Source organism: Desulfolutivibrio sp. (assembly GCF_036584575.1).
Taxonomy (GTDB): domain Bacteria; phylum Desulfobacterota; class Desulfovibrionia; order Desulfovibrionales; family Desulfovibrionaceae; genus Desulfolutivibrio.
Genome location: NZ_JAZHDB010000085.1, coordinates 1 through 22,928, shown reverse-complemented (window position 1 = coordinate 22,928; position 22,928 = coordinate 1). Strand labels below are relative to the sequence as shown.

Below are 22,928 nucleotides of genomic sequence, written 5' to 3'. Positions count from 1 at the left end.
AGCCGCCCGGCCGCCCGGACCCAGGTTCCGTCCTCGGGCAGCGCGCCGTCCGGGGGGCGCACCACGAATCCCACGGCCGTGGCGTCGGCGAAGCAGCAGAAAAGGGCCACCCGGTACAGCCCGAAAAGTCCCTGGCGGTCGAGTTCCGGATCGCGGCGCACGAATCCGCGCACGGCGAATCCGGGGCCCGGGTGCTGGGACAGTTCGCCATTTTCCGCCAGATCGTAGAGCTCGCCGGTGTTGATGCGCAGATAGCCGGTTTCGTCTTCGGGGACTTCCTCGGCCTTTTCCGCCTCGGCGACGCCCCAGGCCTCACCCCGGGAGCCGAAGGGATCGGTGGCGGGCAGGCTGGCCAGGGCCAGCCCGAGCATGAGGGCGAAGGCCAGGGTGCGCCCCCCTGCTGGGCGCGGCGGCCGAAACAGGGCGAACAGGCCAAGCCCGGCCATGACCAGGGCGGCCGTTGCGGTGACGGGCCGGAAGCGGGGATGCAGGTAGCGCCAGTACGTCTCCCCGGACAGCAGATAGGCCATGAACAGGGCCAGCCCGAGGAGCAGCAGGGCGTCCACGCGGCCCAGGAGGTTTTTTTTTGTGTTGTGCATGGTTGGAGATTGTCGGTTTTATGGTCCGAAGAGCGACAGGGCATAGGACAGGGCAAAGACCATGACCGGCGGCACGATCAGAAGCGCCGTCACCACCCGGCGCGTGAACACGGCCTGGAACATGATGGCCAGTTTGATGTCCAGCATGGGCCCCAGCGCCAGGAAGGCCAGCTTGGCGCTGGCTGGAAAGGTGGTGAACGAGGCGGCCACGAAGGCGTCGGCCTCGGAGCACAGGGACAACAGGATGGCCAGGAGCATCATGGCCATGATGGACAAGAGCGGGTCGGTCTCGAACAGCGTGAGCATCGTCGAGGGGGTCAGGGTCTTGAAGGCGGCGGCGAACAGGCTGCCCAGGATGAGCATGCCGCCCATGTCCAGAAATTCGCCTGCGGTGTGGGAGAAGACGGCCGCGATCCGGGCCTTCGCTCCGCTCGGCGCCCCGGTCGGGGCGGTCTCTGATCCGGCGCCCGTCGCACCCGTCGCGTCCGTCGCGTCCGTCGGGCCATGGTCGTGGCCGCAGCCGCAGGCGCAGGCCGGGCCGGGCCCGGCCGGATGGAGCAGGATGTCCTGGGCGGAGAGCCTGGACAGGGCCAGCCCCATGCCTAAGGCGGTGATCGCGCCCATGGCCGTGCGGGCGGCCATCATGAACCAGTCGCCCTGGAAGGCGGTATAGGTGGAGGCCATGACCACGGGGTTCACGATGGGCGCGGCCAGCATGTAGGTCATGGCCGAGGCCGGTGGCACGCCCTTTTGCAGCATGCGCCGCACGATGGGCACGATGCCGCATTCGCACACGGGCAAAAAAAGCCCGGCGAAAAGCCCGGCCAAGACCCCGGGCACGGCGCGCTTGGGAAAGAGGCGCTGCATGCGTTCGGGCGGCACGAAACATTCGATGAGCGCGGCCAGAAAGGAGCCCAAAAGCAGAAACGGCGCGGCCTCAAGGAAAATCGCCGTGGCCGTCATGGCGAAAAATCCCAGGCCTTCGAAGGGGGCGTCGAACATGGTGCCGGTGGTAGCCCCGGTTGGGGGGCGGCGTCAATGTGGGGCGGCGGCTTCGCTCCGGCGACGTTTCGGTGAAACCTGGGCGCGCCCGCTTGCCTCGCGCCCCCGACTCGTTTACCGTCCGGCATGGTTTGAAAACCGATATCGTGGAGGATTCCATGCTGGATACCATCGTCGAACTGCTCGGCAAAGACGCCGATTCCCTGCTCGGACACACCTGCCAGACCATCGCCAGGGAGAATCTGCACCTTCCCGGCCCTGATTTCGTGGACCGCATCTTCATCCCCACCGACCGCAGCGTACCGGTGCTGAAAAACCTGGCCGCCCTGTTCGGCACGGGCCGCCTGGCCGGGACAGGCTACATGTCCATCCTGCCCGTGGACCAGGGCATCGAGCATTCGGCCGGGGCCTCTTTCGCCCCCAACCCCATCTATTTCGACCCCGAAAACATCGTGAAGCTGGCCCTGGAGGCCGGTTGCAACGCCGTGGCCTCGACGCTTGGGGTGCTGGGCAGCGTGGCCCGCACGTATGCCCACAAGATTCCCTTCGTGCTCAAGCTCAATCACAACGAACTCCTGAGCCTTCCCGCCATCTACGACGAGACCCTGTTCGCCTCGGTGGAGCAGGCCTACGACATGGGGGCTGCGGCGGTCGGGGCCACCATCTACTTCGGCTCGCCCGAGTCCCGCCGCCAGATCCTGGAAATCAGCAAGGCCTTCCGCCGGGCCCACGAACTGGGCATGGCCACCATCCTGTGGGCCTACACCAGAAATCCGGCCTTCGTGAAAGACGGCGTGGACTACCATGTCTCCGCCGACCTCACCGGACAGGCCAACCACCTGGCGGCCACCATCGAGGCCGACATCGTCAAGCAGAAGCAGCCCACCGTGAACGGCGGCTACACCGCCATCGGCTTCGGCAAGACCGACAAGCGGGTCTACACCGAACTGTGCACGGACCATCCCATCGACCTGACCCGCTATCAGGTGGCCAACTGCTACATGGGCCGGGCCGGGCTCATCAATTCCGGCGGCGCGGCCGGGGCGGCGGATTTCGCCGAGGCCGTGCGCACGGCGGTCATCAACAAGCGGGCCGGGGGCATGGGGCTTATTTCCGGCCGCAAGGCCTTCCAGCGGCCCATGGCCGAGGGCATAAAGCTCCTGCAGACCATCCAGGACGTCTATCTCTGCAAAGACGTGACCATCGCCTGATCCTGTCCCGCCCGACAGCGCCCACCGGACGGCGCAGCGCCAGAAACCACCTCGGCCGGATGCTTTCCGGCCGGGGTGTAACCGTTTCCATCCTTCGCGCGACATGGGCTTATGACGCGGCGCCAAAGCCCGTCATATCAAAACGAAGGAGAACCCCTATGAAACGCATCCTTTCCCTCACCTTCCTGGTCCTGGCCCTTTGCAGCGGCGTGCTGGCCCTGGCGGGACAGGTTCCCGACGGCGACGGCCTGATCCCCAGGGAAGCCTTCCTGAGAACCCTCGTCCGCCTCGACCTCACCGAGGCCCAGAAACGCGACGTGGCCGTGGTGCTCAAGTCCCACAAGGCCGAGGCCCGGGCCGCCTTCGACCGGGTGCGGACCGCAGCCGAGCATTTTCGGAAGGCCACGGCATCCCCAGCCGCCGACGAGGCCGCCGTGCGCCAGGCCTTTCGCGGCCTGGCCGCCGCCGGGGAGGAGGCCGTGGTGGTGAAGAACAGGATCATGGCCGAGGTGCGCGGCAAGCTCACCCCCGAACAGCAGAAGCTGCTTCTGGAAAGCCGCGACCTGATCGCGGAGAAGGTGCGGGAGCGTGTGGAGACGGCCCGGGGCATCTTCGAGGAATGGATCGAAACCCATACCGTGGGCGCAAGCTGAGGCCAGGGACCGGCCGGAACATGATTCAGGCCCAAAACCATGACGATTCCGGGGACTCGGGCCGTGTGGCCCGAGTCCTCGGCGGCGACAAAAACGCCTTTGAGGTGTTGGTGCGCGCCCACAAGGCCGCCGTGGCCCGCATCGTCTCGGCCCATGTCCCGGACGGGCAGGTGGCCGAACTGGTCCAGGAGACCTTCGTGCGGGCCTACGTTTCGCTTCCGGGGTATCGGGCCGACAGTCCCTTTTCCCACTGGCTGTCGGTCATCGCCGTGCGGGCCTGCCACGATTTTTGGCGCATGCGCTACAAGAGCCGGGAGATCCTGCACGCCGACCTTTCCGAGGCCGGGCGGGCCATGGTGGACAACACCCCGGACGTGTCGGCCCAGCCCGCCGAGGAGGCGGTCGCCGGAGATCAGGCGAGGCGGTTCTTGGCGGAGGCCCTGGACCGGCTGTCGGCCACAGATCGCATGGTCCTGGTGCTGACCTGCCTGGAGGAGCGTTCCACGGCCGAGGCCGCCGAACTTTTGGGCATCAGCCGGGCCAATGTGAAGATTCGGGCGTTTCGGGCCAGGAAGGCCCTGCGCGCCATGCTGGAAACGACGTCTTTTATGAGGTGAGCGCCATGACCACGAAACGAAACGACCAAGCGGACAGGCTGGCATGTCTGCGCCGGGCCCACGCCGACCGTCCCGTGCCCGGGGTGAATGAGCGCGCCGTGCGGGCCATCATGGCCCGGATTGACGAACTGCCCGCGTACCGCCGGAAAGAGCCCTTTCATATCCCATGGGAACGCCTGTCCCGGGTGTTTTATCCTTTTGCCGCCGCCTCGGCCGTGGCCGCAGGCGTCTGCGCGGTCTGGAGTCTTTCCCTGGAGCAGGGGCTGGACTGGCTGCTTCTGCGCACGGTGCTGGCCGATCCCACGGGGCTTTCCGCGTTGCGCCTGGCCGGACTGTAGCCATGGGGACACGATCATGAAAAATTGGAAACCTCTCCTTGCGGCCTGCATCATCTTCCTGTCCGGGGCGGTGCTGGGCGTGGCCGGAACCCGGCTTTACGTGCAACGGGCGGTGCTGCGCACCGTGGCCGGGGACATGGCCCAGGTGGAAGGATTGATCATGGGCCGTCTGGACGACAAGCTGGACTTAAGCGACGAACAACGCCGGGAACTGCGGCCCATCCTGGCCAGGGCCCTGGGCGAACTGTCGGCGATCCGCCAGGAATCGCGGCCCAAAGCGGATGCCGCCATCGACCGGGCCGTGGCGGACATGAAGCCGCGCCTGACCCCGGAGCAGGGGGAGGCCCTTTCGGCCATGGCCGCCCGGTTCCGGGCCGCCAGGGGTGCGCTGGACGGCGCGTCACGGGAATGAGCGGGCTGTGTCACCATGCCGTCACGGTGTTTTGGGAAGCATGGGGCGATTGCCTAAACCGTTCCGGCGCGTCGCGCCGCCCACCCCGCAAAACATGGAGGAACCGGCTATGGTGTTGCACAGACTCTCTTCCCGTTCGGCCCTGGCCTTTTTGGCTGTGGCTGCGCTTCTGTGTTGTGGACAGGCCGCGTCTGCGGCCGAAAAACAGGCCAAATACGTCTTTTTCATCATCGGCGACGGCATGGCCCAGCCCCAGCGCACCTCCACGGAGATGTTTCTGGCGGCCAGGGAGGGCAAACCCCACGGCACGGTCAAGCTGGCCATGAGCCAGCTTCCGGCCCACGGCATGATGACCACCCACGCCGCCAACTCCATCATCCCCGACTCGGCGGACACGGCCACGGCCATGGCCTGCGGGGTCAAGACCAACTCCGGCATGCTCGGCGTCACCCCGGACAACAAGCCCGTAAAAAATGTGGCCGAACTGGCCAAGGAAAAAGGCAAAAAGGTGGGCGTCATCTCCACCGTGTCCATCGACCACGCCACCCCCGGCGGCTTTTACGCCCACCAGGAAAGTCGCGACAACTACCATGAAATCGCCCATGAGCTGGTGAAAAGCGGCTTCGATTTCTTCGGCGGCGGCGGTTTCAAGGATCCGGCCGGTAAAAAATCCAAGGCCCCCCAGGGCGACGCCATCGAGGCCGCCAAGGCCGCCGGATACAAGGTCGTCACCGGCCGTGAGGGCTTCGAGAAGCTTTCCCAAAACGACGGCAAGGTCATCGTCGTGAACGAATGGCTCCAGGACAGCCAGGCCATGCCCTACATGATCGACCGCACCAAAAAGGACTTAAGCCTGGCCGAACTGGTGACCAAGGCCGCCGAGGTGCTGGACGGCCCGCAGGGCTTTTTCATCATGGCCGAAGGCGGCAAGGTGGACTGGGCCTGCCACGCCAACGACGCAGCCGGGGCCATCGGCGACGTGCTGGACGTGGACGCGGCCGTGGTCGCGGCCCAGGAGTTCGCCAAAAAGCATCCGGACGAGACGCTTATCCTGGTCACGGGCGACCATGAGTGCGGCGGCCTGACCATCGGCTTCGCCGGGACCAAGTATAACAGCTTCTACAACGTGCTCACCGGCCAGAAGATGTCCTTCCAGGCCTTCACCGACAAGATGGCCGAGTTCAAGAAGTCCTGCGGCGGCAACTGCTCCTTCGATGCGGTCAAGCCCGTCGTCGAGGAGACCTTCGGGCTCAAATTCGCCGGAGACGCCAAGGACGCCGCCGTGCTCAAGGAATTCGAGGTGGCCAAGGTCAAGGAGGCCTTCGACCTGTACATGGCCGCCCCGGCCGACGCCAAAAGCGGCTATGGCGCGGACGGCAAGGATCCCCAGAGCTACCTGCTCTACGGCGGCTACAACCCCCTGTCCGTGACGCTCACCCACCTGCTCAACCAGAAGGCGGGCCTGGGCTGGACCTCCTATTCCCACACCGGCGTGCCGGTCACCGTGTCCGCCGGCGGGGCCGGGGCCGAGGCGTTTGGCGGCATGTACGACAACACCGACATCGCCAAGAAACTGAAAAGCGCCATGGGCCTGCCCGCCGCCCAGGTGGCCTCGAACTAGGCCTAAGCGCGGCATGATCCCTCCCGGGGCGGCGCGGCGATTTCGCCTGCGCCGCCCCTTTGTCGTACGGCATGAAGGCCTGGCCGGAGGGAAGGCCTCCGGCGGTCCAAGGGCGCAGCCCTTGGCGATCCCGTAACGGTTTGAGCCTGTGACCCTGACCTGTTGGTGAAAGGAGCCCGAATGATTCCCACGGAGCCTAAAAGGCGGCGCGATGCGCTGCTGTCCCTTTTTTTTCTGGTCCTGACCGTGGGGTTGGCCTTTCTGCCCACGGGGTACGAGTCGCACATCGACGAGAACGCCGTGCAGTGCAAGGGCCGGGTGCTGTCCGTCAGCGACGCCGACGTGTTGCAATTCGGGCTGGTGCGCACGGGCATCCAGGCCGTGGAGCTCGAAATCCTGGACGGGCCCCACGCCGGGCAGACCGTGCGGGGCTTAAACCAGCTTCTGGGCAAGATGGAGATGGACAAGCTCTTCGTGCCCGGGGACACGGCCCTGGTGGTGCTCACCCGCAACGCGGCCGGGGAGGTCACCCACGTCAATCCCGTGGACCACTACCGCCTGGGCTTGGAACTGGTGCTTTTCGGGCTTTTTGTCGCCCTGCTTCTGGCCTTTGGGGGCTGGACCGGGGCCAAGGCCCTTTTGTCCTTCGCCTTTTCCGGCCTGGTCATCTGGAAGATCCTCATCCCGTCGTTTTTAAACGGCTACAATCCGGTCCTGGTGTCCCTTGGCGTGGTCACCATCCTCACGGCCTGCGTCATCTTCCTGGTGGGGGGGGTGACCCGCAAGGGGACCACGGCCTTTCTGGGGGCCATGCTGGGGGTGGGCACGGCCTGCGTCCTGGCCCTGATCTTCACCGACCTGTTCCGGCTGCACGGGGCCATCAAACCCTTTGCCGAGAGCCTGCTGTACACCGGCTACGGCCATCTGGACCTGAAGCGCATCTTCGTGGCCGCCGTGTTCATCGGCTCCTGCGGGGCCATGATGGACCTGGCCATGGACGTGGCCGCCAGCATCGAGGAGGTGGCCCGGGGCATGCCCGGGGCCGGTCGTCGCCAGCTTCTGGGCGCGGGGCTGCGGGTGGGCCGGGCCGTAGTGGGCACCATGACCACCACGCTGCTCTTCGCCTATTCCGGCGGTTACATCGCCCTGCTCATGATGTTCATGGCCCAGGGGGTGCCGCTTTCCAACCTCTTCAACCTCATCTACGTGGCCGCCGAGGTCTTAAACACCCTGGTGGGCAGCTTCGGACTGGTGGCCGTGGCCCCGTTCACGGCCCTGGTGGGCGCATTTTTATTCGGCGCGCCGCGTCTGGCCGCCCGGGAGACTGAACGCGCCCCGGCCTGATCCGGACGAACACGGCCAGATCCGGATGTCGCCGGACGGACCTGGCCGGACCCGGACGAAATGGGGCGCAGGCGCGAGAAAAGGGAGGCGCCGGGGTTTCTTTTTGCGGCCGAATCGGTGAGGATGGCAGCATCGAAAACCTCTTCGCGCCCTCTGGGGCGTCCCAAGGAGCGAGCCCATGACATCCGAATCCCATCCTGCGTCCCTTTCTCGTCGCGAATTTATGGGGTTTGCCGCAGGCGCGGGCCTTGTGCTGTCGTCGCTGTCCGCCATGTCCGGCTTGGTCGGCCTGTCTGGAACGGAAGCCTTCGCCGCCGACGGCCCGGTCTTCGCCCTGCCGCCCCTGCCCTATGCGGAAAACGCCCTGGAGCCGCACATCTCGGCCAGAACCGTCAGCTTCCACTACGGCAAGCACACCAAGGCCTATTACGACAACGCCAACGAACTGCTGAAAGCGGTGAGCCCGGCCCCCGCGAGCCTTTCGGCGGTGTTCCTTGCGGCCGGAAAGGATCCGGCGGCCCTGGCCCTTTTCAACAACGCGGCCCAGGCCTTCAACCACACGTTTTACTGGAAGGGCCTGACCCCGGGCGGCCCCAAGGCCCCTGCCGGGAAGCTGGCGGAACTCATCACCGCGTCTTTCGGGGACTTCGAGGCCATGAAAAAGGAACTGGCGGCCGCCTCGGTGAGCCAGTTTGGCAGCGGCTGGGGCTGGCTGGTCTTAGACGGCGGCGCGCTCAAGGTCGTCAAGACGCTCAACGCCGCCAACCCCCTGCAAAACGGCCAGAAGCCCATCCTGACCGTGGATGTCTGGGAGCACGCCTATTATCTGGATTATCAGAACCGCCGGGCCGACTACGTCAAGGCCGCGCTGGACAACCTGGTGAACTGGGACGTGGCGGCCGCCAACCTGGGGTAGCCGGGAGAGCGGGCGTCGTGGCCTTCATGCCACCGTCCGGCCGGGCGTGGACCCGGGCCGTCGCGCAGCCGCCGCTTGCGTCGTCGGGGGCGTTTTGGAGAGGATGCGGCGCGGCGTCGTTTTTTCGAATGGACCTGGGTTTGTGGTACGGGATGCGCCCCTACAGCAGCCGGTATTCCCGGTTGCGCCAGGAGGCGATGTTGACCTGGACCTGCCGGGCCAGGCGCAGGAAGAGGAAAAACAGGATGGCGGCGGCCACGACGATCCGGATATGGCTGGCCGACTCCTGTACGAACACCGGGCCGAGTTTCATGATGGGCAGGACGATGAAGGCCAGGGACGCCAGCGTGCCCAGGAGGCCATAGCACCAGAACGCCAGGCGCTCCCGGCGCGTGGGGGGGCGGACATGTTTCCGGACAGCGGCGGGGGCGGCCCAGGTGAAAATCCGCTGGCGCAAATAGGCGAAGGAACGCTCCCGCAGCCGCGCGATCCCCAGCGCGTCCGTGAGCATGGCATAGGCGTCCATTTTGAGAAACGGGTTGGCGTTCATCGTCAGCCCGCAGTAACTGATGAAGCTGAAGGCTCGCCAGATCATGCTCCAGGCTGGGGCGGCATCGGCCGTCCAGGCGGCCATCCACAGGCCGAGACCGAGAAAGGCGAAGGTGGTCAGCATCCCGGACAGGGAGACCAGCACCTTTTGGCCGACTTTGGGGAGGGCGTGGGCCGAGGTGCTGTCGCAATAAAAAACGAAGATGACCCATGAGAACACGACCCCCATGTGATGCACCCGGCCGCCGAAATGTTTACAGACCAGGCCATGGGCCAGTTCGTGGACCCCGGCCATGACCAGGACCGCCAGGTACAGGACGGCCAGGGCCAGGGGGGGCGCGTCGCCGATGGTCTCAAGCTTGACGGCCAGGGGGATGTTTTCCAGGCGGGTCAGCAAGGGATAGAGGCCCGAGGCGCCGAGAGCCAGGAGAAAGCCCGCGCCAAGCGGCCCGACAAACCAGCCCAGGCTGTTGTGCAGGGCCGTGATCACGGCGTCGGGGCGGGGAATGACGAAGTTGGGCCTGGTCAGGCGGAAAAGCCGTTTTCGCCAGGACTCCCCCGGGGGGCTTTCGCCGTGCAGCATGCCGCCTTTTTCCATGCGCTCATGGAGAATGGCCAGGGTGCGCGGCGCAATCAGGCCCGCGTTCTCGATGTGCTCCATGTAGATGTCGTGGATGGTCCGCTGTCCGTCAAGGCGCTCCACGACATAGCATTCCTTGGGCCCGAGTTTGAGCGCGACGCCCGTGGCGGGATTGTAGAGGATGCCCCGGCGGGGTTTGCCCGCCTCCGGGGGGCGTATCTCCAGGGTGGCCGTGGCCGTGAGTTGCGGCGTCAGGCGCATGACCCACGACTCCCCCTCGAGTCCCTCCTGACGACGGTATTTCACCAGAGACAGCACGTGCCGGGCCCCCTCCACCCGAAAAAACACCTTGTCCATGCGCCGTTTGATCAGGTGCAGCCACAGGGCGTCGGCATTGAGGGCGTCGATGTCCCGGCTAGTCTCTGGCGTCTCGTATTCGCCTACGGCCAGGGGATTGAGGGGGATTTTGCCGTTGTAGGACAGTTCCACGGTGACGGCCTCGCCCGTGGCGGCCAGGCTGATGCGGCAGGGTTCCCGGAGGCCGAGTTTTCCGGAGGCCACGGCCAGGTTGTCGAAGGCCTCGAGGACGGCGGCGGCGACTGTCCGGCACAGACGGGCGGGAAAGCGCATGCGCGCAAAAAACCGTCGCACCACGTCCTCAAGCATGGGCATCCATTCCGGATCGGTCGGCAGTTGCAGGACCACGCGGCGTTTGGGCACGTTGGTTCCCCCCCCGGCGAGGATGGGGCGCAAGGCGTCCTACATTGCCCGCACGGCGTGAAAAAATCCCAGGCCCAGACTGGCCACGCGGCCGCTGTCCTCGGCCACGGAGGATTCCGTCTCGGGCTGTCGGGGCAGAACCAGCCAGGCATGCCGGGCTGAGTTTTCCACCACGGAGATGCGCATTCCTTCGCGCACGTCCATTCCTTCCTCGCGCATCACGGCCACAGGGTCGGCAAGAAGCTTTTTCTTGAAGGTCTCGTCGGCCCAGGCCTTGGCCACGATCCGGTTCCACACGGCCGGGCGTTTTTCAAACAAGTCGTCGCCCATGACAATCTCCTCGTGGATGGGGTTTGCGTGTTGTCGTTCCAGGGTGCGCCGGGTTTCATACGCATGTGTGGCATCATGCCCCATGGCCCGCCGCAGGGGGATGCCGGTCTCATGACGGCTTGAAGAAAAGAACTTACGGCGTCTTCAAACGCCTGGGCCGGGGAGCAGCGGAAAAACCCCGACTAATTTGGTAATGATAATCAATATCGTATGTCAAGGGGTTTTGCGTCTGCCGGCGGGAAACGGGACAAATGGAGAACCGTTTGTCTTTTGTCCTGCATTCGGAGTAGGGATTGTTCTTGACGCCGCACGAAAACAGACATAGAAGATGTACGGAATGTGTACAGCATGACGGAGGAATTATGTCGATATTCAAACAGGATAAAGAAGTTAAGCGTATGATTTTCAATGTTGATTCCGAGATAGCCGAGCGTATTGAGGCTGTCCGGGAAGAGGCGCGGGGCTTTGGAAAAAAGCTTGATGTTGACAAGGCTGTGAACAGTGGGTTGGAGAAGTTCCTCAAAAAGGCCGAGAAAAAGATGGAAGAGATGCGGCATGAGGCCAAGGGCAAAAAACGCCACCAGCCCGCCGACCTCGTTTCCCGCCCGGACGATTCCCCGGCCCTGCCCGAGGAAAAGGCCCTGGCCGAAAAAACGCCTTCCCAGCCTGCCGTCCCGACCCCGGGCCAGCTCATGGCCAAGGTCAAGGACAACCTCCTTTTCGAGGGCGCCGACACGTCGGAAAAACAATAATCAACAACAAAACACGAAGGGAGAAGGAACATGGGAAAGCACGGCATCAGCCTTAAGGGCACGGTGGATTTCGCCAGCGCCAGCGCGCTGTTGGGCGACCTGGTCAAAAGCTTCGGGGAAAAGACCGTGTGTCTGCAGAAAGGATCGGAGTTTTGCACCCTCAAGCCCGGGGAGACCGTGAGCTTCGAGATCGAGGCCGAGCGCAAAAAAAACCGGCAAAAGCTGGTGATCGAGCTGTCCTGGCTGGATGAGGTTCCGGTTCAGGAGGCCGAGGCCGTGAAAATCACCTCTGTCGAACCCGAACTCCTGCCCGAGCCCGAGCCCGAAGCTGAGACCCCGGCCGAAGCCGTCTTTCCTGAGGCCTCGCCGTGCCCGGTCGTCGTCGAGCCCCCGAAAAAGGACGAGGAATCCACCCCGGGCAAAAAATCCAAAAAGTAGCCCGTGCGGCGTCCCTTTTGAAAGCGGGCGTCGTTTGTAAAAACATCGCATCCCGCCGTGTGCACAGTGAAATTCGTGCTGGCGAATTTCATGGACAGGACATGGCCGTCGCCGCCTCACCGGGGTTGTCCGCCATGCCGGACGGCCCCGGGGAGGCGTTTATCCCTCGTCCTGCGGTCGCAGGCCGTGCCGCTTCATGCGCCAGCCGAGTTGGCGGGGCGTCAGGCCGAGCTCCTGCGCCGCCCGGATCCGCACCCAGCCGTGGCGTTCCAGGGCCGCACGCACCCGGTTCTTCTCCATGTCCCACAGGGTGTCCGCCGATGGGGCGTTTTTTTTCGCGCCATCCGGGCCGGAGTCGCCCCCGGGAGGCAGGGAAAAGGTCCGCGCCGGGAGATCCCCCACATCCAGGCGTCTGCCGGTGCGTGACAAAAGGGCCTCGGCTGCCAGGGTCAGCGCCTCCGCGTCGTTTCCCGGCCAGGGATAGGCGCGCAGGGCCTTCACGGCCCGGGGCGTGAACGACAGCCGCTCCCCGGCCCGGCCGGCCAGAAGTTCCACGGCCCGTTGCAGGAGGATGGGCACGTCGTCCGGCCGTTCCCGCAGGGAGGGCAGGCGGATCGTCCGCAAGCCGCCGTCGCCGGTTTCGGGCTGGCCAAGCAGGGCCGTAAGCTCCGGGACGCGTCGCCGCAACGCCTCGGGGGCCATGCTCGATCCCAGGATCACCCGGACCCTCGCCCGACGCCGGGCGGCCGAATGGCGTCGCGTAAACCAGCCCTCGCGCACAAGGCGCACCAGCCGGACGGCGGCGTCCCCTGGGACCGGGTCCGTCCCGGCCGGATCGCGGGCCAGGGCGGCCACATCGGCCACGTAGAGCGTTCCTCCTGCGGCGTCCTCCACCGCGCCGAGGCGGGCGGCGCCGCTGGCGTCGCGTCCGAAGACCTCTTCCATGACCTCCGCCCGGGCGGCCGCAAAGGGCCGCGCGGCCCGGGGCGACAGTTCGTGGATGAGCCGGGCGAACTGGGCCTTGCCCGTCCCCGGTTCACCCCAGAAAAGGACCGTGCCCGGTTCACGGGCCGCCCGCTCCACCTCCAGGCGCACCCCCGCCAGCCCCGGACAGCCCCCCGGGCCGAAGGCCTCGGCGAATCCCGCCAAGACCCGGCTGCGCAGGGCCACCGTCTCGGCGGCCTGGGCGGCCCGCAGATCCGCCAGATAGAGGCCGGACTCCACGGCCCGGGCCAGAAGCTCCGCCGCAACGGGCATGGCCGTAAGCCCCGGTCCCTGCGAAGCGATTTCGGCCGCAAACGCCCCCCGCGCCTCGCCACCGTCCGGATGGGGCGCGCCGAAGGCGGCCACGGCCAGCCTGGTCCCGGTTGCATGGTCCGGATCACCGAAAAAGACCGCCCCGGCCTCCGGAGACGCCTCCCCTCCCTGGGCCCGGACCAGATGCGGCGGGCCGGGATGCAGGTAGTCCCGCAGTTTCTCCCCGCAAACGTCCCACTTCCCGACGTCCGGCGCGACGGCCCGCAGGCGGGGCGCCTCGTCGCCGGGCAAAAGGAGGATCACCCCGGCCCGGGCGGCATGGGACGCGGCCACGAACGCCGACAACATGCCGTGCAGCAGATCGTCCAGGGCGGCGCCCGGCGGGGTGTCGCCGGAAAGGGGCCGCCAGGCCCGGATCATCCCGGTCACGATGTCCAACGGTGAAAAAGCGCTGTGCATGCCTGCCTCCTATCATCCTTTGCCGCGACTTTCACCGGGTTTGCCGCCCGCCTCCTCATCCGCCCCGGCCGATCCGGGGATCGCGGTTTGCGCCGGGGACGATCTTGGGTACACTGCGTCCGCCGACGCCGCAGCCCGTCCCGGGTGGTCATCCGGGAGGAGTTTTCGTCTCGCCGACCGCACCCCAATCACGGAGACGCCGCATGGAACGCCCCTGGCATGCCCTGTCCGCAACGGACGTGGCCCGCACCCTGGAGGTGGACCTCGTCCGGGGACTCGACCCTGAAGAGGCCCGCAAGCGCCTGGAAACGCATGGTCGCAACGAGCTGGTCCGGGAGGAGGGGGCAAGTCCCTGGGCGATTTTTCTCGGCCAGTTCAAAAACCTCCTCATCCTCATCCTCATCGCGGCCATCATTCTCTCGGCCCTGGTGGGCGAGGTGGTCGACGCGGCCATCATCGCGGTCATCGTGGCGTTTTGCGCGGTGCTCGGCTTCGTGCAGGAATACCGGGCCGAAAAGGCCCTGGCGGCCCTGCGCAGGATGCTGGCCCCGGAGACCACGGTCCTGCGCGACGGCGAGACCCTGCGCATCGATTCCCGGGACATCGTGCCTGGCGACGTGCTGGCCCTGGAGGCCGGGGACAAGATTCCGGCCGACGCCCGGGTGGTCGAGTCCCACGTCCTGCGCTGCGACGAGGCCCCCCTGACCGGTGAATCCGTGCCCGTGGGCAAGTCCTGCCCGGCCCTGGACCCCGAGCTTGGCACGGCGGACCAGAAAAACATGGTCTTCACCGGCGCCACCGTGACCTACGGCCGGGGGCGGGCCGTGGTCACGGCCACGGCCATGGATACGGCGTTCGGGCGCATCGCCAAAGAGGTGGCGGCGGTGAAGACCGAAAAGACCCCCCTGGAGAAACGCACCGAGGAGATCGGCAAGTGGCTGGGCATCGTGGCCACGGGCATCTGCGTGCTGGTGGCCGGTATCAGCGTGTGGCGGGAATACGGCACGGGCCTGGTGGACCTTAAATTCCTGATCACCGTGACCATGTTCGCCGTGGCCCTGGCCGTGGCCGCCGTGCCCGAGGCCCTGGCGGCCATCGTCACCGGCGCGCTGGCCATCGGCATGCGCGAGATGGCCAAAAAACACGCCCTGGTGCGCAAGATGCCCGCCGTGGAGACCCTGGGCTGCACCACGGTCATCTGCACGGACAAGACCGGCACCCTGACCCGGGGAGAGATGACCGTGCGCCGCTTGGTCCTGGCTTCGGGGGGGCTTACGGTCACCGGCGGCGGCTATGCGCCCGTGGGCGAGGTGTGCGGGCGGTCCGGGGCCGTCCGCCCCGGGGCGCTTCCCCACGACCTGGAGGCGCTTTTGCGGTGTGCCGTGCTGTGCAACGACGCCGATCTGGCCGAGGTCGAGGGCAAATGGGCCATCCGGGGCGACCCCACCGAGGCGGCCCTGGTGGTGGCCGCCGCCAAGGCCGGGATTCTCCGGGCCGAGGCCTGCCGGGCCTGCCCCCGCCTGGACGAGTTGCCCTTTTCCTCGGAACGCAAGCGCATGACCACCATCCATGATCTGCCGGGTTGCGGGCGCACGGCCTGCATGAAGGGCGCGCCGGAGATGGTTCTGGCCCGCTGCACGCGGCTGCTCGACGGCGACGCGGTGCGGGAGCTTTCGCCCGCCGACCGGGCCGCCTTCCTGGCCGAAAACGAGGCCCTGGCCGGGCAGGCCCTGCGTGTCCTGGCCCTGGCCCATGTTCCCCTGGAGGCCGCCTCCGGCCCGGCCTGCGACGAGGACGCCGTGGAGCGGGACATGATTTTTCTGGGGCTTGCCGGCATGATGGACCCGCCGCGCCCCGAGGCCGCGCATGCCGTGGCCGTGTGCCGTTCGGTGGGCATCCGGCCGGTGATGATCACCGGCGACCATGCCCTGACGGCCCTGGCCGTGGCCAGGGAGATCGGCATCTGGCGGGAGGGGGAGGAGGTCATGACCGGAGAGGAACTGACCCGGCTGACCGAGGCCCAGTTCGCCGACCGGGTGGCGAAGGTGTCGGTCTACGCCCGGGTGTCGCCCATGGACAAGCTGACCATCGTCAAGGCCTGGAAGGCGCGCGGCGAGGTGGTGGCCATGACCGGGGACGGGGTCAACGACGCCCCGGCCCTCAAACACGCCGACATCGGCGTGGCCATGGGCATCTCGGGCACAGAGGTGGCCAAGGAGGCCGCCGACATGGTGCTCACCGACGACAATTTCGCCACCATCGTCACGGCCATCGAACAGGGGCGCTGGATCTACGACAACATCAAGAAATACCTGGCGTTTCTCATTCAGTGCAACCTGACCGAGGTGGCGGTCATCGGCGGGGTGGTGTTAGCGCTCGGGCCGGAATACCTGCCGCTTCTGCCTGCGGCCATCCTCTACATCAATCTGGCCACGGACGGATTGCCCGCCCTGGCCCTGGGCGTGGCCCCGCCGGACCCGGACATCATGCAGCGACCGCCGCGCGATCCCAGGGAAAGCGTGTTCTCCCGGGATGTCATCGCCTTCATCCTCCGGGCCCTGGTCATTGAGATTCCGTTTTTCTTTTTCCTGTTCTTCAACGACCTGGGCGACATGGCCCATGCCCGTACGGAGATATTTTTCCTTTTTATCATCGTGGAGGTGGTCATCGCGCTCAACTGCCGGTCCCTGCGCTACAGCGTCTTCACCGCGCCGCCCCACAAGTGGCTGGTTTTGGCCGTGGGCTGGGAACTGGCGCTCATCGCCGTGCTCATGCAGTTCGACACCGTGCGCGAGTCCTTCGGCATCATCATGCCCACGGCGAAAGACCTGACGATCATCGTCCTTTTCAGCGCGGTCATCTTCGGGATCATGGAGTTGACGAAATACGTGCTGCGGCGTCGGGACGCGCGGGTGGCGTAGAGCCTGACGGGGCTGCCGCCCCGGTCCCCGCCCGGTGCGCGAAGATTCGGGGCTGCCGCCCCGGTCCCCGCCCGGGGGGACAATCGTCCCCCCGGACCCCCCGTCCCCGGCCGCTGGTCCCGATGCTAAGCATCGGAACCAGCGGCCGGAAAAACGGGGAGTGGGGGGGCGTGCGTCAAAGGGGGTTGACGAGGGGCGAAAAGTGAATAAAGTATCTGCGAACATGCTTAAACAAATTGTACCCAAAACCTCCGGCGGGGCGGTGGCCGACCGCCTGGCCCGCATCTGCAAGGTGCTCGCCGTGGACACCCGGGTCCGCATGCTGGAGATGCTCGCCCAGCGTCAGATGTGCGTCGGGGCCCTGGCCCGGGCCCTGGCCATCACCCCGGCCGCCGTGTCCCAGCACCTGCGCATCCTGCGCGACGCCGGGGCCGTGGTGGCCGACAAGCAGGGCTATTTCGTCCATTACCGGGCCGCCCCCGACACCCTGGCTGCCTGGGGCCGCGAGGCGGCGGCGTTTTTTACGGCGGGGCAGGAAAAGCCGGTGGCAGGCGAATCCGGCGCGGCCCCCACGCCTGCGGGACATGGGGAAGCGGCTTCCTGACCGGTTTTTTTTGTGCCGCACCATAGTATGTGCGCGAAAACTTAAATGTTGTCCGCCGTGGCAAGGCGGAAAGGGCGCGACGATGACCCACGCAATCCAGGCGGTGGATTTGAAGAAGCACTTCGGCGAGGTGGCCGCCGTGGCCGGGGTGTCGTTCGCCGTGGACCAGGGGGAGCTTTTCGGACTTCTGGGCCCCAACGGAGCAGGCAAGTCCACCACCATCAACATGCTCATCGGCCTGGCCAGGCCCGACGCCGGGACCATCCATATCGGCGGCGTGGACTGCTCGAAAAATCCCAAGGCCGCCCAGCACCACATCGGCGTGGTCCCCGACGACAGCAACCTCTATCCGGAACTGTCCGGCTACGACAACCTGTGCTTCTGCGGCGCGCTCTACGGCATGGACAAGGCCGCGCGGCAAAAGCGGGCCGGGGAGCTTCTGGGGCTCTTCGGGCTCGCCCCGGCCGGGCAGCGCAAGTTCGGGGGCTATTCCAAGGGCATGAAACGCCGCCTGACCATCGCCGCCGGGATTATGCACTCCCCGGGCATCCTGTTTCTGGACGAGCCCACCACGGGCGTCGATGTGGAGAGCGCCCGGCACATCCGGGCCCTTTTGGCCGAACTGCACGCCGCTGGAACCACCATCCTTTTGACCACCCACTACATCGAGGAGGCCGAGCGCCTGTGCGGCCGGGTGGCCTTCCTGGTCAAGGGGCGGATCGTCGCCGTGGACACGGTGGAACGGCTCGTGGCCCCCTTAAGCGGCCGCCATGCCGTGCGCGTGGTGTGCGCCGGGGCGGTGGCCGGGCATATGGGAGCCCTGGCGGCAGCCTATCCCGACTGCGAGTTCATCCTCGCCGGAACGGACGCCGTCAGGGTGGAGTGCGGATTCCCGGTACGGGTGGGGGCGGTGGTGCGCTTCCTGGAGGACGCCGGGGCCGAGGTGCTGGAGGCCCGCCGCCTGCGGCCGTCCCTGGAGGACGTCTTTGTCCGGTTTACGGGCATCGAGGCCGAGGCGCTCGGCCGGGAAAAGGAAAAAGGGGGCAAGGCGGCATGAAACGGCTGACCATCTTCTGGAGCATCGTGGTCAAGGACATGCGGACCTATTACCTCAAACCGCCCAATATCAGTTGGGGGCTGCTGTTTCCCCTGGCCTGGACGGGCATGTTTTTCATCCGCTCGGGGTCCGGGCTGGAAAGCGTGATGGCCCTCTTGCCGGGGGTGGCGGCCATCTCGGTGCTTTTCGGCACCACCTCCATGCTGGCCGTGACCGTGACTTTCGAAAAAAAGAACCGGTCCTTCGACCGGCTGCTTCTGGCCCCGATTCCCTTGGAATTGCTCATGCTGGCCAAGACGGGGGGGGCGATTTTCTTCGGGGTGGTCAACGCCCTGGCGCCCATGGCCATGGCCGCCTTCCTGGTGGATCTGTCCGGGGTGGCCTGGGGGACGTTTTTCGGCGTGATCTTTTTGGTGGCCGTGGCCTCGGCCTTTCTTGGACTTTTCATTGCCGTGGCCGTCAGCGAGGTCTTTGAGGCCCAGACCTTTTCCAACTTTTTCCGGTTCCCCATGCTGTTTTTGTGTGGGCTGTTCTTCCCGGTGGCCAAGCTGCCCGTGGTGTTGCAGCCTTTTTCCTACATGTTGCCCCTGACCTACGGCGTGGACGCCCTGCGCGGGGCCATCCCGGATGCGGGCGGGGGCAATTTGCTGCCTCTGGGACTGGATGTTGCGGTTTTGGGACTCTTTTGCGCAGCACTGTTCACAGCCAGTCTGTGGAACGTGCGCCGCAAATGGATCGCCTAGGGGTGCGGCCCGTAAAAGAATACGCCCGTATTTTTTAAGAAGAAAGGAAGTCTTTCGGATTGTTGGTTGTAAAATGCCTGTGCGCGGAGTTTGCGGGCTCACCACGTGCGGCGCGCCCGTCACAACCGTCCCCGGAGGGGACAAGAGAGAGGTCCGGGGTGAGGCCGGTCAGGCGCAACGCGGCAACCCGCCGCCCGTCCCGTTCGTACCTTCCGGGCCGTTGGCCGCGTGCCCGGCGCTCACAGGCCCAAGCCCGTGGAAGTTCAGAAACCGGATCAGACCGTCCTTGCCCATGTAGCGTTCCAACTGCTTGCGATCCGTGCGCAGAAGATCCACCACGATGAGCCCGTCCAGGGCGTCGGCGAATTCATGATCCACATTGAAGGCCAAAAGCTTGCCCCCAAGCTTGAGGTACTGGCGCAGGAGCACCGGGATGCCCTTCTGGTCGGCCTCGATGTCGGCCAACAGGTCCGCCAGGTCGTTCAGGTCCGTGACCAGGGTGCGGGCCGCGTTTTTGAGCCAGTGCTGCTCCTTGAGCGGGGTGCGCGGCCGGACCAGGCGGGCCAACTCGGGAAGGGCGTTTTGTTCCTTGAAGTAGCGGGCGATGAGCTGGCGGGAGGCGGTCTTGTATTCGTTGGTGATGCTGACCGGGCCGAAAAGGATTTTGTATGTGGGGTTTTGTACGACGAAACGGGCCAGGCCTTTCCATAACAGCAAAAGCGACGAATAGCTTCTCTGGTATTCCGGACGTACGAAGGATCGCCCCATCTCCAGGGCGGGGCTGATGTGCCGCAGGAAGCGTTCCTTGAGCACGAAGAGCGTATCCGTATACAGGCCGCGCTGGCCCATGCGGGCCAGGATCTCGTCCGTGCGGCCGATGCGATAGGCCCCCACCACCTCGCGATTTTTTTCGTTCCAGATGAACAGATGCAGGTAATAGGCGTCGAAGGGGTCCAGGTCGCAGGCCTTGCCCGAGCCCTCGCCCACGCGGCGGAAGGTCAACTCCCGCAGCCGTCCTATCTCGCGCAGAACCAGGGGAAGCTGCCCGGCCTCGGCGCACAGGACCGAGAATTCGCCGCTTGTGAACATGCGGCATTCCTGGGGCAGGGCCGCGATTTCATCGGCCAAAAGCTGTGGGTCCGCCGCCGGGATGAGCGCCTCCTGCCGTCCCGGCCCCTTGGGCAGAAAAAGCTTGGGACGGGGGCGGGATTTGGCCCCCCGGGCGCCCAGAAGGTAGGAACGCAGGCGCAGGCAGCGGATGATGAGTTCGTCGGCGTTCTCCTCGCCCTCGGCCATCTGTTCCAGCCGGGAAAAGGGGATCGGGGCGCCGATGCGCACCTCGATGGGCTTGTCGGCCTTGTTGAGGAATTCCCGGGGCAGAAGGGCCGTGCGCAGCCGGGGATGCACCAGCCCCAAAAGCTGGAACAGGCGGCTGTTGGCGCCGTCGAAAAACATGGGCACCACCGTGGCCCCGGTCTTGAGGATGATGCGGGCCACCGAGGCGTTCCAGACCGGATCGGAGACGGTGGGGCGGCGGTTCTTGAACTGGAGGTGGGACACCTCGCCCGCCGGAAAGACCCCCAGGATGCCGCCCCGGCGCAGATGGGCCAGGCTCTCCTTGAGGGGGCGGATGTTCTGCTTGGCCGCATTCGAACTGCCAAACGGGTCCACGAAGATGAAAAATTCGGACAATTCGGGAACCCGCTGAAGCAGGAAGTTGGCCATGATTTTCACGTCGGGCCGCCGCGAGGCCAAAAGCCCGGCCAGGATCAGGCCTTCCAGGCCGCCGAAGGGATGGTTGGCCACCACCACCACCGGGCCGCTTTCCGGGATGCGGGCCATGTCCTCGTCGCTGACCCGGTAGGAGAAATGAAAGGCGCGCATGGAGGCGTCCACGAAGTCCCGACCGACGGCGTCGGAGGGGAGGGCCGCATAGAGCTCGTCGATGCGCGACATGCCCAACATCCGGCAAAGCGGGGCCTGGGCCAGCCCGAACAGACCCCGGAGCACGGGGCTGACGGTCTCGGGAAGGTGAATATCGAATATGGGCTTTCGCGTGGTGTCGGCCATATATCCCCCTGTGGCGCTGGTGTCGGCATTGTGCGGCGATTCGGACATCGCCCGGCTGCGATCTTGCGGCACTGTGGCGGAGGCGTGTTACGGGAGCATGATGGTTCGGTGAATTTGCACTGCTGGACGCAGGACGCGGCCTTCCAGGGCCGGAGTCGGATCCAGCCAATGCCCATGCATACCTCACATCGGGAGGTCAGGCAAGACGAACCGCATCCCGCTTTGGGCGTTGCTCCTGACTGGCTTGGCGGCCAAAGCGCCACGGACGATGCAGTCCCACCGGCGGCGACAGGTTTTTTCCCGGAGAGGCGACGCTACTGGGCGTGGTTTTGGCGGCAGAACTGGGCGCACAGGTCCGAGGCCCGGGACAGGGTTCCGGCGCAGTTGTTGATGATATTGGTCGGCTGCAGATGGTTTTTGGTGCGGCGGCAGCGGGCCAGGCAGGCGTCGAGGTCCGAGGCCTGGGTGGACAGCACGTTGGCGAAGTCGCCGCAGATGGTCGTGGAGTCGCAGGAGTTCGGCGTGGGAAAGACTTTGCAGAAGTTTTCGAAGTGCGCCAGGGTCATGGGCTGCGAGGACTTCCCGGGGGTGCAGGCCGCAAGGGCCAGGACGAGGAGGGTGCAGAAGGCGGCCAGGGGCATGTGGGCTCCTTTGTGTTTTTTCGATGAGGATTTGTCCATGATTTCGCGGTGTATGTAAAGTCTTCCGGCCGTATTGGGCCTGGGTGACAGCAAGCGGCTGGTCCCTGTCCGTTGCGCATGGTCTTGTGGGCTTCAAGGACGGAGCCAAACATGACCACCCCAGTGCTGACAACGGAACGTGGCGTCGGACGGTACGCCGGATCGACCACGGCCATGGAAATCGTCTCGGACTCGACCCTTTGCCTTATGCCGCACAGCCTGCCGCGACACTGCCCGGCCTGCGGCACCGTGTTCCACGGGTCGGTCATCAGCCCCGTGGCGTCCGGACCCGGGACCGCCTGCCCCTATTGTCTTCACCCCCGTACCCTGCCGATTTCCCCACAATAGTTCGTGCTCCCGGAATGGGCGTGCCCGAAGCAGGCATGCGACAAAGGGAACGACGCAGTTTTAAGGCGCCCGACACGCGGCGGCCTGCCGCCGCGCCACAACGGTTTCAACGGACCCGGCCGTGGCGGCCAGGACCGTGCCATGTCCCGGCGAAAGCTCAAGCAGTCAAGGAGGAACGCGCATGATGGGACTGTTTACCGACGATGCGGGCAACCTGTCGAGCACCCGGGTGTTCACGGCGGTCATCATCGCCGTGGTGCTGTTCAACTGGACCTACGCCACGATGCAAAGCGGCGCCTGGCAACCCCTTGATCTGGACGCCACCCTGACCTTGGCCGGGGCCCTGGCCGCCAAGGTCTGCCAGAAGTTCGCGGAGTCCGGGGGCGAGGGCGGGGATCGGACGAGTGGCCTGTGGAAATGATGGAATCGCGTGCCGACCCTGGCCTGTCCGAGGGCGATGCCCGGTTGTACGGCCTTGTCCGGCAGGCCGTGCGCGAGGAGCTCGGCGGCCCGTGCGCCTGCGGCCTGGACCAGGAGAAATGCCGGGAGATCGGCGCCCTGGCGGCCATGGTCCACGAGGCGGGCATGGAATCCATCCGGGAGAATCACCGTTTCGTGGCCGAGATGCGGGCTGGGGTGCGCCATGTGAAGATGACCGCCGTCAGCGCCGTGGTCTGCGGCGTGCTCACGGTCATCGGCGCGGGAAT

At 66.0% G+C, this 22,928-nt stretch carries 24 protein-coding genes; 17 read left to right on the top strand and 7 right to left on the bottom strand.

Translation table 11 applies throughout. The features are described from left to right. Both V3572_RS06740 and V3572_RS06735 read right to left on the bottom strand, forming a co-directional pair. On the bottom strand, positions 1 to 599 hold a 599-nt coding region (locus V3572_RS06740; RefSeq protein WP_332110218.1), incomplete at its 3' end, for a TIGR03943 family putative permease subunit. Between the two features lie 18 nt (positions 600 to 617). After that, positions 618 to 1,601 carry a permease gene (locus V3572_RS06735; RefSeq protein ID WP_332110217.1) on the bottom strand — a complete coding sequence of 328 codons (984 nt, stop codon included), beginning with the start codon at positions 1,599 to 1,601 and terminating at the stop codon, positions 618 to 620. 158 nt (positions 1,602 to 1,759) lie between these two features. On the opposite strand from V3572_RS06735, the gene V3572_RS06730 reads away from it, so the two are divergent. From V3572_RS06730 to V3572_RS06695, 8 genes are all read left to right on the top strand, one after another. Then, complete coding sequence (locus V3572_RS06730) at positions 1,760 to 2,812, top strand: class I fructose-bisphosphate aldolase (protein WP_332110216.1); 1,053 nt, start codon at positions 1,760 to 1,762, stop codon at positions 2,810 to 2,812. Positions 2,813 to 2,970: 158 nt separating this feature from the next. Further along, complete coding sequence (locus tag V3572_RS06725; RefSeq protein WP_332110215.1) at positions 2,971 to 3,465, top strand: Spy/CpxP family protein refolding chaperone; 495 nt, start codon at positions 2,971 to 2,973, stop codon at positions 3,463 to 3,465. A gap of 20 nt (positions 3,466 to 3,485) precedes the next feature. Continuing rightward, positions 3,486 to 4,082 (top strand): RNA polymerase sigma factor, encoded by a 597-nt coding sequence (locus V3572_RS06720; protein WP_332110214.1) that lies wholly within the window; start codon positions 3,486 to 3,488, stop codon positions 4,080 to 4,082. Between the two features lie 5 nt (positions 4,083 to 4,087). After that, positions 4,088 to 4,420, top strand: a complete 333-nt coding sequence (locus tag V3572_RS06715; protein WP_332110213.1) for a hypothetical protein — start codon at positions 4,088 to 4,090, stop codon at positions 4,418 to 4,420. Positions 4,421 to 4,436: 16 nt separating this feature from the next. Then, the gene (locus V3572_RS06710) at positions 4,437 to 4,832 is read left to right on the top strand and encodes a hypothetical protein (protein ID WP_332110212.1); all 396 of its coding nucleotides are present in this window, start codon (positions 4,437 to 4,439) and stop codon (positions 4,830 to 4,832) included. Positions 4,833 to 4,941: 109 nt separating this feature from the next. Continuing rightward, positions 4,942 to 6,453, top strand: a complete 1,512-nt coding sequence (locus V3572_RS06705; protein WP_332110211.1) for an alkaline phosphatase — start codon at positions 4,942 to 4,944, stop codon at positions 6,451 to 6,453. Between the two features lie 180 nt (positions 6,454 to 6,633). Further along, positions 6,634 to 7,797, top strand: coding sequence for a YibE/F family protein (locus tag V3572_RS06700; protein WP_332110210.1), 1,164 nt, complete (start codon positions 6,634 to 6,636; stop codon positions 7,795 to 7,797). Between the two features lie 178 nt (positions 7,798 to 7,975). Continuing rightward, entirely contained in the window at positions 7,976 to 8,713 is a 738-nt protein-coding gene (locus V3572_RS06695) for a superoxide dismutase (RefSeq protein ID WP_332110209.1), read from the top strand. A gap of 160 nt (positions 8,714 to 8,873) precedes the next feature. Here V3572_RS06695 and V3572_RS06690 read toward each other — a convergent pair whose 3' ends face one another. Both V3572_RS06690 and V3572_RS06685 read right to left on the bottom strand, forming a co-directional pair. Then, positions 8,874 to 10,562, bottom strand: a complete 1,689-nt coding sequence (locus V3572_RS06690) for a hypothetical protein (RefSeq protein ID WP_332110208.1) — start codon at positions 10,560 to 10,562, stop codon at positions 8,874 to 8,876. Positions 10,563 to 10,601: 39 nt separating this feature from the next. Beyond that, on the bottom strand, positions 10,602 to 10,892 hold the full coding sequence (locus tag V3572_RS06685) for an NHLP leader peptide family RiPP precursor (RefSeq protein WP_332110207.1): 291 nt from the start codon (positions 10,890 to 10,892) through the stop codon (positions 10,602 to 10,604). A 398-nt stretch (positions 10,893 to 11,290) separates the two neighbouring features. Between V3572_RS06685 and V3572_RS06680 the strand changes: the two genes are divergently transcribed. Next, positions 11,291 to 11,644 (top strand): hypothetical protein, encoded by a 354-nt coding sequence (locus V3572_RS06680; protein WP_332110206.1) that lies wholly within the window; start codon positions 11,291 to 11,293, stop codon positions 11,642 to 11,644. A 30-nt stretch (positions 11,645 to 11,674) separates the two neighbouring features. After that, a complete protein-coding gene (locus V3572_RS06675) occupies positions 11,675 to 12,082 on the top strand; it encodes an amphi-Trp domain-containing protein (protein ID WP_332110205.1) in 408 nt (135 codons plus the stop codon). A gap of 159 nt (positions 12,083 to 12,241) precedes the next feature. Here the strand turns inward: V3572_RS06675 and V3572_RS06670 are convergent, their stop codons facing one another. Next, positions 12,242 to 13,798, bottom strand: a complete 1,557-nt coding sequence (locus V3572_RS06670) for a helix-turn-helix domain-containing protein (RefSeq protein ID WP_332110204.1) — start codon at positions 13,796 to 13,798, stop codon at positions 12,242 to 12,244. A gap of 203 nt (positions 13,799 to 14,001) precedes the next feature. Between V3572_RS06670 and V3572_RS06665 the strand changes: the two genes are divergently transcribed. The 4 genes from V3572_RS06665 to V3572_RS06650 all read left to right on the top strand — a co-directional run bounded on the left by V3572_RS06665 (position 14,002) and on the right by V3572_RS06650 (position 19,123). Beyond that, complete coding sequence (locus V3572_RS06665) at positions 14,002 to 16,719, top strand: cation-translocating P-type ATPase (RefSeq protein WP_332110203.1); 2,718 nt, start codon at positions 14,002 to 14,004, stop codon at positions 16,717 to 16,719. A 223-nt stretch (positions 16,720 to 16,942) separates the two neighbouring features. Next, positions 16,943 to 17,323 carry an ArsR/SmtB family transcription factor gene (locus V3572_RS06660; RefSeq protein ID WP_332110202.1) on the top strand — a complete coding sequence of 127 codons (381 nt, stop codon included), beginning with the start codon at positions 16,943 to 16,945 and terminating at the stop codon, positions 17,321 to 17,323. Between the two features lie 82 nt (positions 17,324 to 17,405). Beyond that, a complete protein-coding gene (locus V3572_RS06655) occupies positions 17,406 to 18,380 on the top strand; it encodes an ABC transporter ATP-binding protein (protein ID WP_332110201.1) in 975 nt (324 codons plus the stop codon). After that, positions 18,377 to 19,123 (top strand): ABC transporter permease, encoded by a 747-nt coding sequence (locus tag V3572_RS06650; RefSeq protein ID WP_332110200.1) that lies wholly within the window; start codon positions 18,377 to 18,379, stop codon positions 19,121 to 19,123. Before V3572_RS06655 ends, V3572_RS06650 begins: the two co-directional genes overlap by 4 nt. Positions 19,124 to 19,291: 168 nt before the next feature. Here the strand turns inward: V3572_RS06650 and V3572_RS06645 are convergent, their stop codons facing one another. Further along, the gene (locus V3572_RS06645) at positions 19,292 to 21,193 is read right to left on the bottom strand and encodes a lysophospholipid acyltransferase family protein (RefSeq protein WP_332110199.1); all 1,902 of its coding nucleotides are present in this window, start codon (positions 21,191 to 21,193) and stop codon (positions 19,292 to 19,294) included. 314 nt (positions 21,194 to 21,507) lie between these two features. After that, on the bottom strand, positions 21,508 to 21,834 hold the full coding sequence (locus tag V3572_RS06640) for a hypothetical protein (protein ID WP_332110198.1): 327 nt from the start codon (positions 21,832 to 21,834) through the stop codon (positions 21,508 to 21,510). A gap of 150 nt (positions 21,835 to 21,984) precedes the next feature. Here V3572_RS06640 and V3572_RS06635 point away from each other — a divergent pair, with 150 nt between their 5' ends. From V3572_RS06635 to V3572_RS06625, 3 genes are all read left to right on the top strand, one after another. Beyond that, complete coding sequence (locus tag V3572_RS06635; RefSeq protein ID WP_332110197.1) at positions 21,985 to 22,221, top strand: hypothetical protein; 237 nt, start codon at positions 21,985 to 21,987, stop codon at positions 22,219 to 22,221. Between the two features lie 181 nt (positions 22,222 to 22,402). Further along, positions 22,403 to 22,642, top strand: a complete 240-nt coding sequence (locus V3572_RS06630) for a hypothetical protein (protein WP_332110196.1) — start codon at positions 22,403 to 22,405, stop codon at positions 22,640 to 22,642. Continuing rightward, a partial coding sequence (locus tag V3572_RS06625; RefSeq protein ID WP_332110195.1) for a hypothetical protein occupies positions 22,639 to 22,928 on the top strand: 290 nt, incomplete at its 3' end. The genes V3572_RS06630 and V3572_RS06625, both read left to right, overlap by 4 nt.

Bases quoted from the DNA above. Each gene is read 5' to 3' on its own strand.
- V3572_RS06685 (WP_332110207.1), bottom strand. From the start codon at position 10,892: ATGGGCGACGACTTGTTTGAAAAACGCCCGGCCGTGTGGAACCGGATC.
- V3572_RS06730 (WP_332110216.1), top strand. From the start codon at position 1,760: ATGCTGGATACCATCGTCGAACTGCTCGGCAAAGACGCCGATTCCCTG.
- V3572_RS06705 (WP_332110211.1), top strand. From the start codon at position 4,942: ATGGTGTTGCACAGACTCTCTTCCCGTTCGGCCCTGGCCTTTTTGGCT.
- V3572_RS06720 (WP_332110214.1), top strand. From the start codon at position 3,486: ATGATTCAGGCCCAAAACCATGACGATTCCGGGGACTCGGGCCGTGTG.
- V3572_RS06630 (WP_332110196.1), top strand. From the start codon at position 22,403: ATGATGGGACTGTTTACCGACGATGCGGGCAACCTGTCGAGCACCCGG.
- V3572_RS06675 (WP_332110205.1), top strand. From the start codon at position 11,675: ATGGGAAAGCACGGCATCAGCCTTAAGGGCACGGTGGATTTCGCCAGC.
- V3572_RS06640 (WP_332110198.1), bottom strand. From the start codon at position 21,834: ATGCCCCTGGCCGCCTTCTGCACCCTCCTCGTCCTGGCCCTTGCGGCC.
- V3572_RS06670 (WP_332110204.1), bottom strand. From the start codon at position 13,798: ATGCACAGCGCTTTTTCACCGTTGGACATCGTGACCGGGATGATCCGG.
- V3572_RS06725 (WP_332110215.1), top strand. From the start codon at position 2,971: ATGAAACGCATCCTTTCCCTCACCTTCCTGGTCCTGGCCCTTTGCAGC.
- V3572_RS06680 (WP_332110206.1), top strand. From the start codon at position 11,291: ATGATTTTCAATGTTGATTCCGAGATAGCCGAGCGTATTGAGGCTGTC.
- V3572_RS06715 (WP_332110213.1), top strand. From the start codon at position 4,088: ATGACCACGAAACGAAACGACCAAGCGGACAGGCTGGCATGTCTGCGC.
- V3572_RS06710 (WP_332110212.1), top strand. From the start codon at position 4,437: ATGAAAAATTGGAAACCTCTCCTTGCGGCCTGCATCATCTTCCTGTCC.
- V3572_RS06645 (WP_332110199.1), bottom strand. From the start codon at position 21,193: ATGGCCGACACCACGCGAAAGCCCATATTCGATATTCACCTTCCCGAG.
- V3572_RS06635 (WP_332110197.1), top strand. From the start codon at position 21,985: ATGACCACCCCAGTGCTGACAACGGAACGTGGCGTCGGACGGTACGCC.
- V3572_RS06655 (WP_332110201.1), top strand. From the start codon at position 17,406: ATGACCCACGCAATCCAGGCGGTGGATTTGAAGAAGCACTTCGGCGAG.
- V3572_RS06695 (WP_332110209.1), top strand. From the start codon at position 7,976: ATGACATCCGAATCCCATCCTGCGTCCCTTTCTCGTCGCGAATTTATG.
- V3572_RS06735 (WP_332110217.1), bottom strand. From the start codon at position 1,601: ATGTTCGACGCCCCCTTCGAAGGCCTGGGATTTTTCGCCATGACGGCC.
- V3572_RS06650 (WP_332110200.1), top strand. From the start codon at position 18,377: ATGAAACGGCTGACCATCTTCTGGAGCATCGTGGTCAAGGACATGCGG.
- V3572_RS06660 (WP_332110202.1), top strand. From the start codon at position 16,943: ATGCTTAAACAAATTGTACCCAAAACCTCCGGCGGGGCGGTGGCCGAC.
- V3572_RS06700 (WP_332110210.1), top strand. From the start codon at position 6,634: ATGATTCCCACGGAGCCTAAAAGGCGGCGCGATGCGCTGCTGTCCCTT.
- V3572_RS06665 (WP_332110203.1), top strand. From the start codon at position 14,002: ATGGAACGCCCCTGGCATGCCCTGTCCGCAACGGACGTGGCCCGCACC.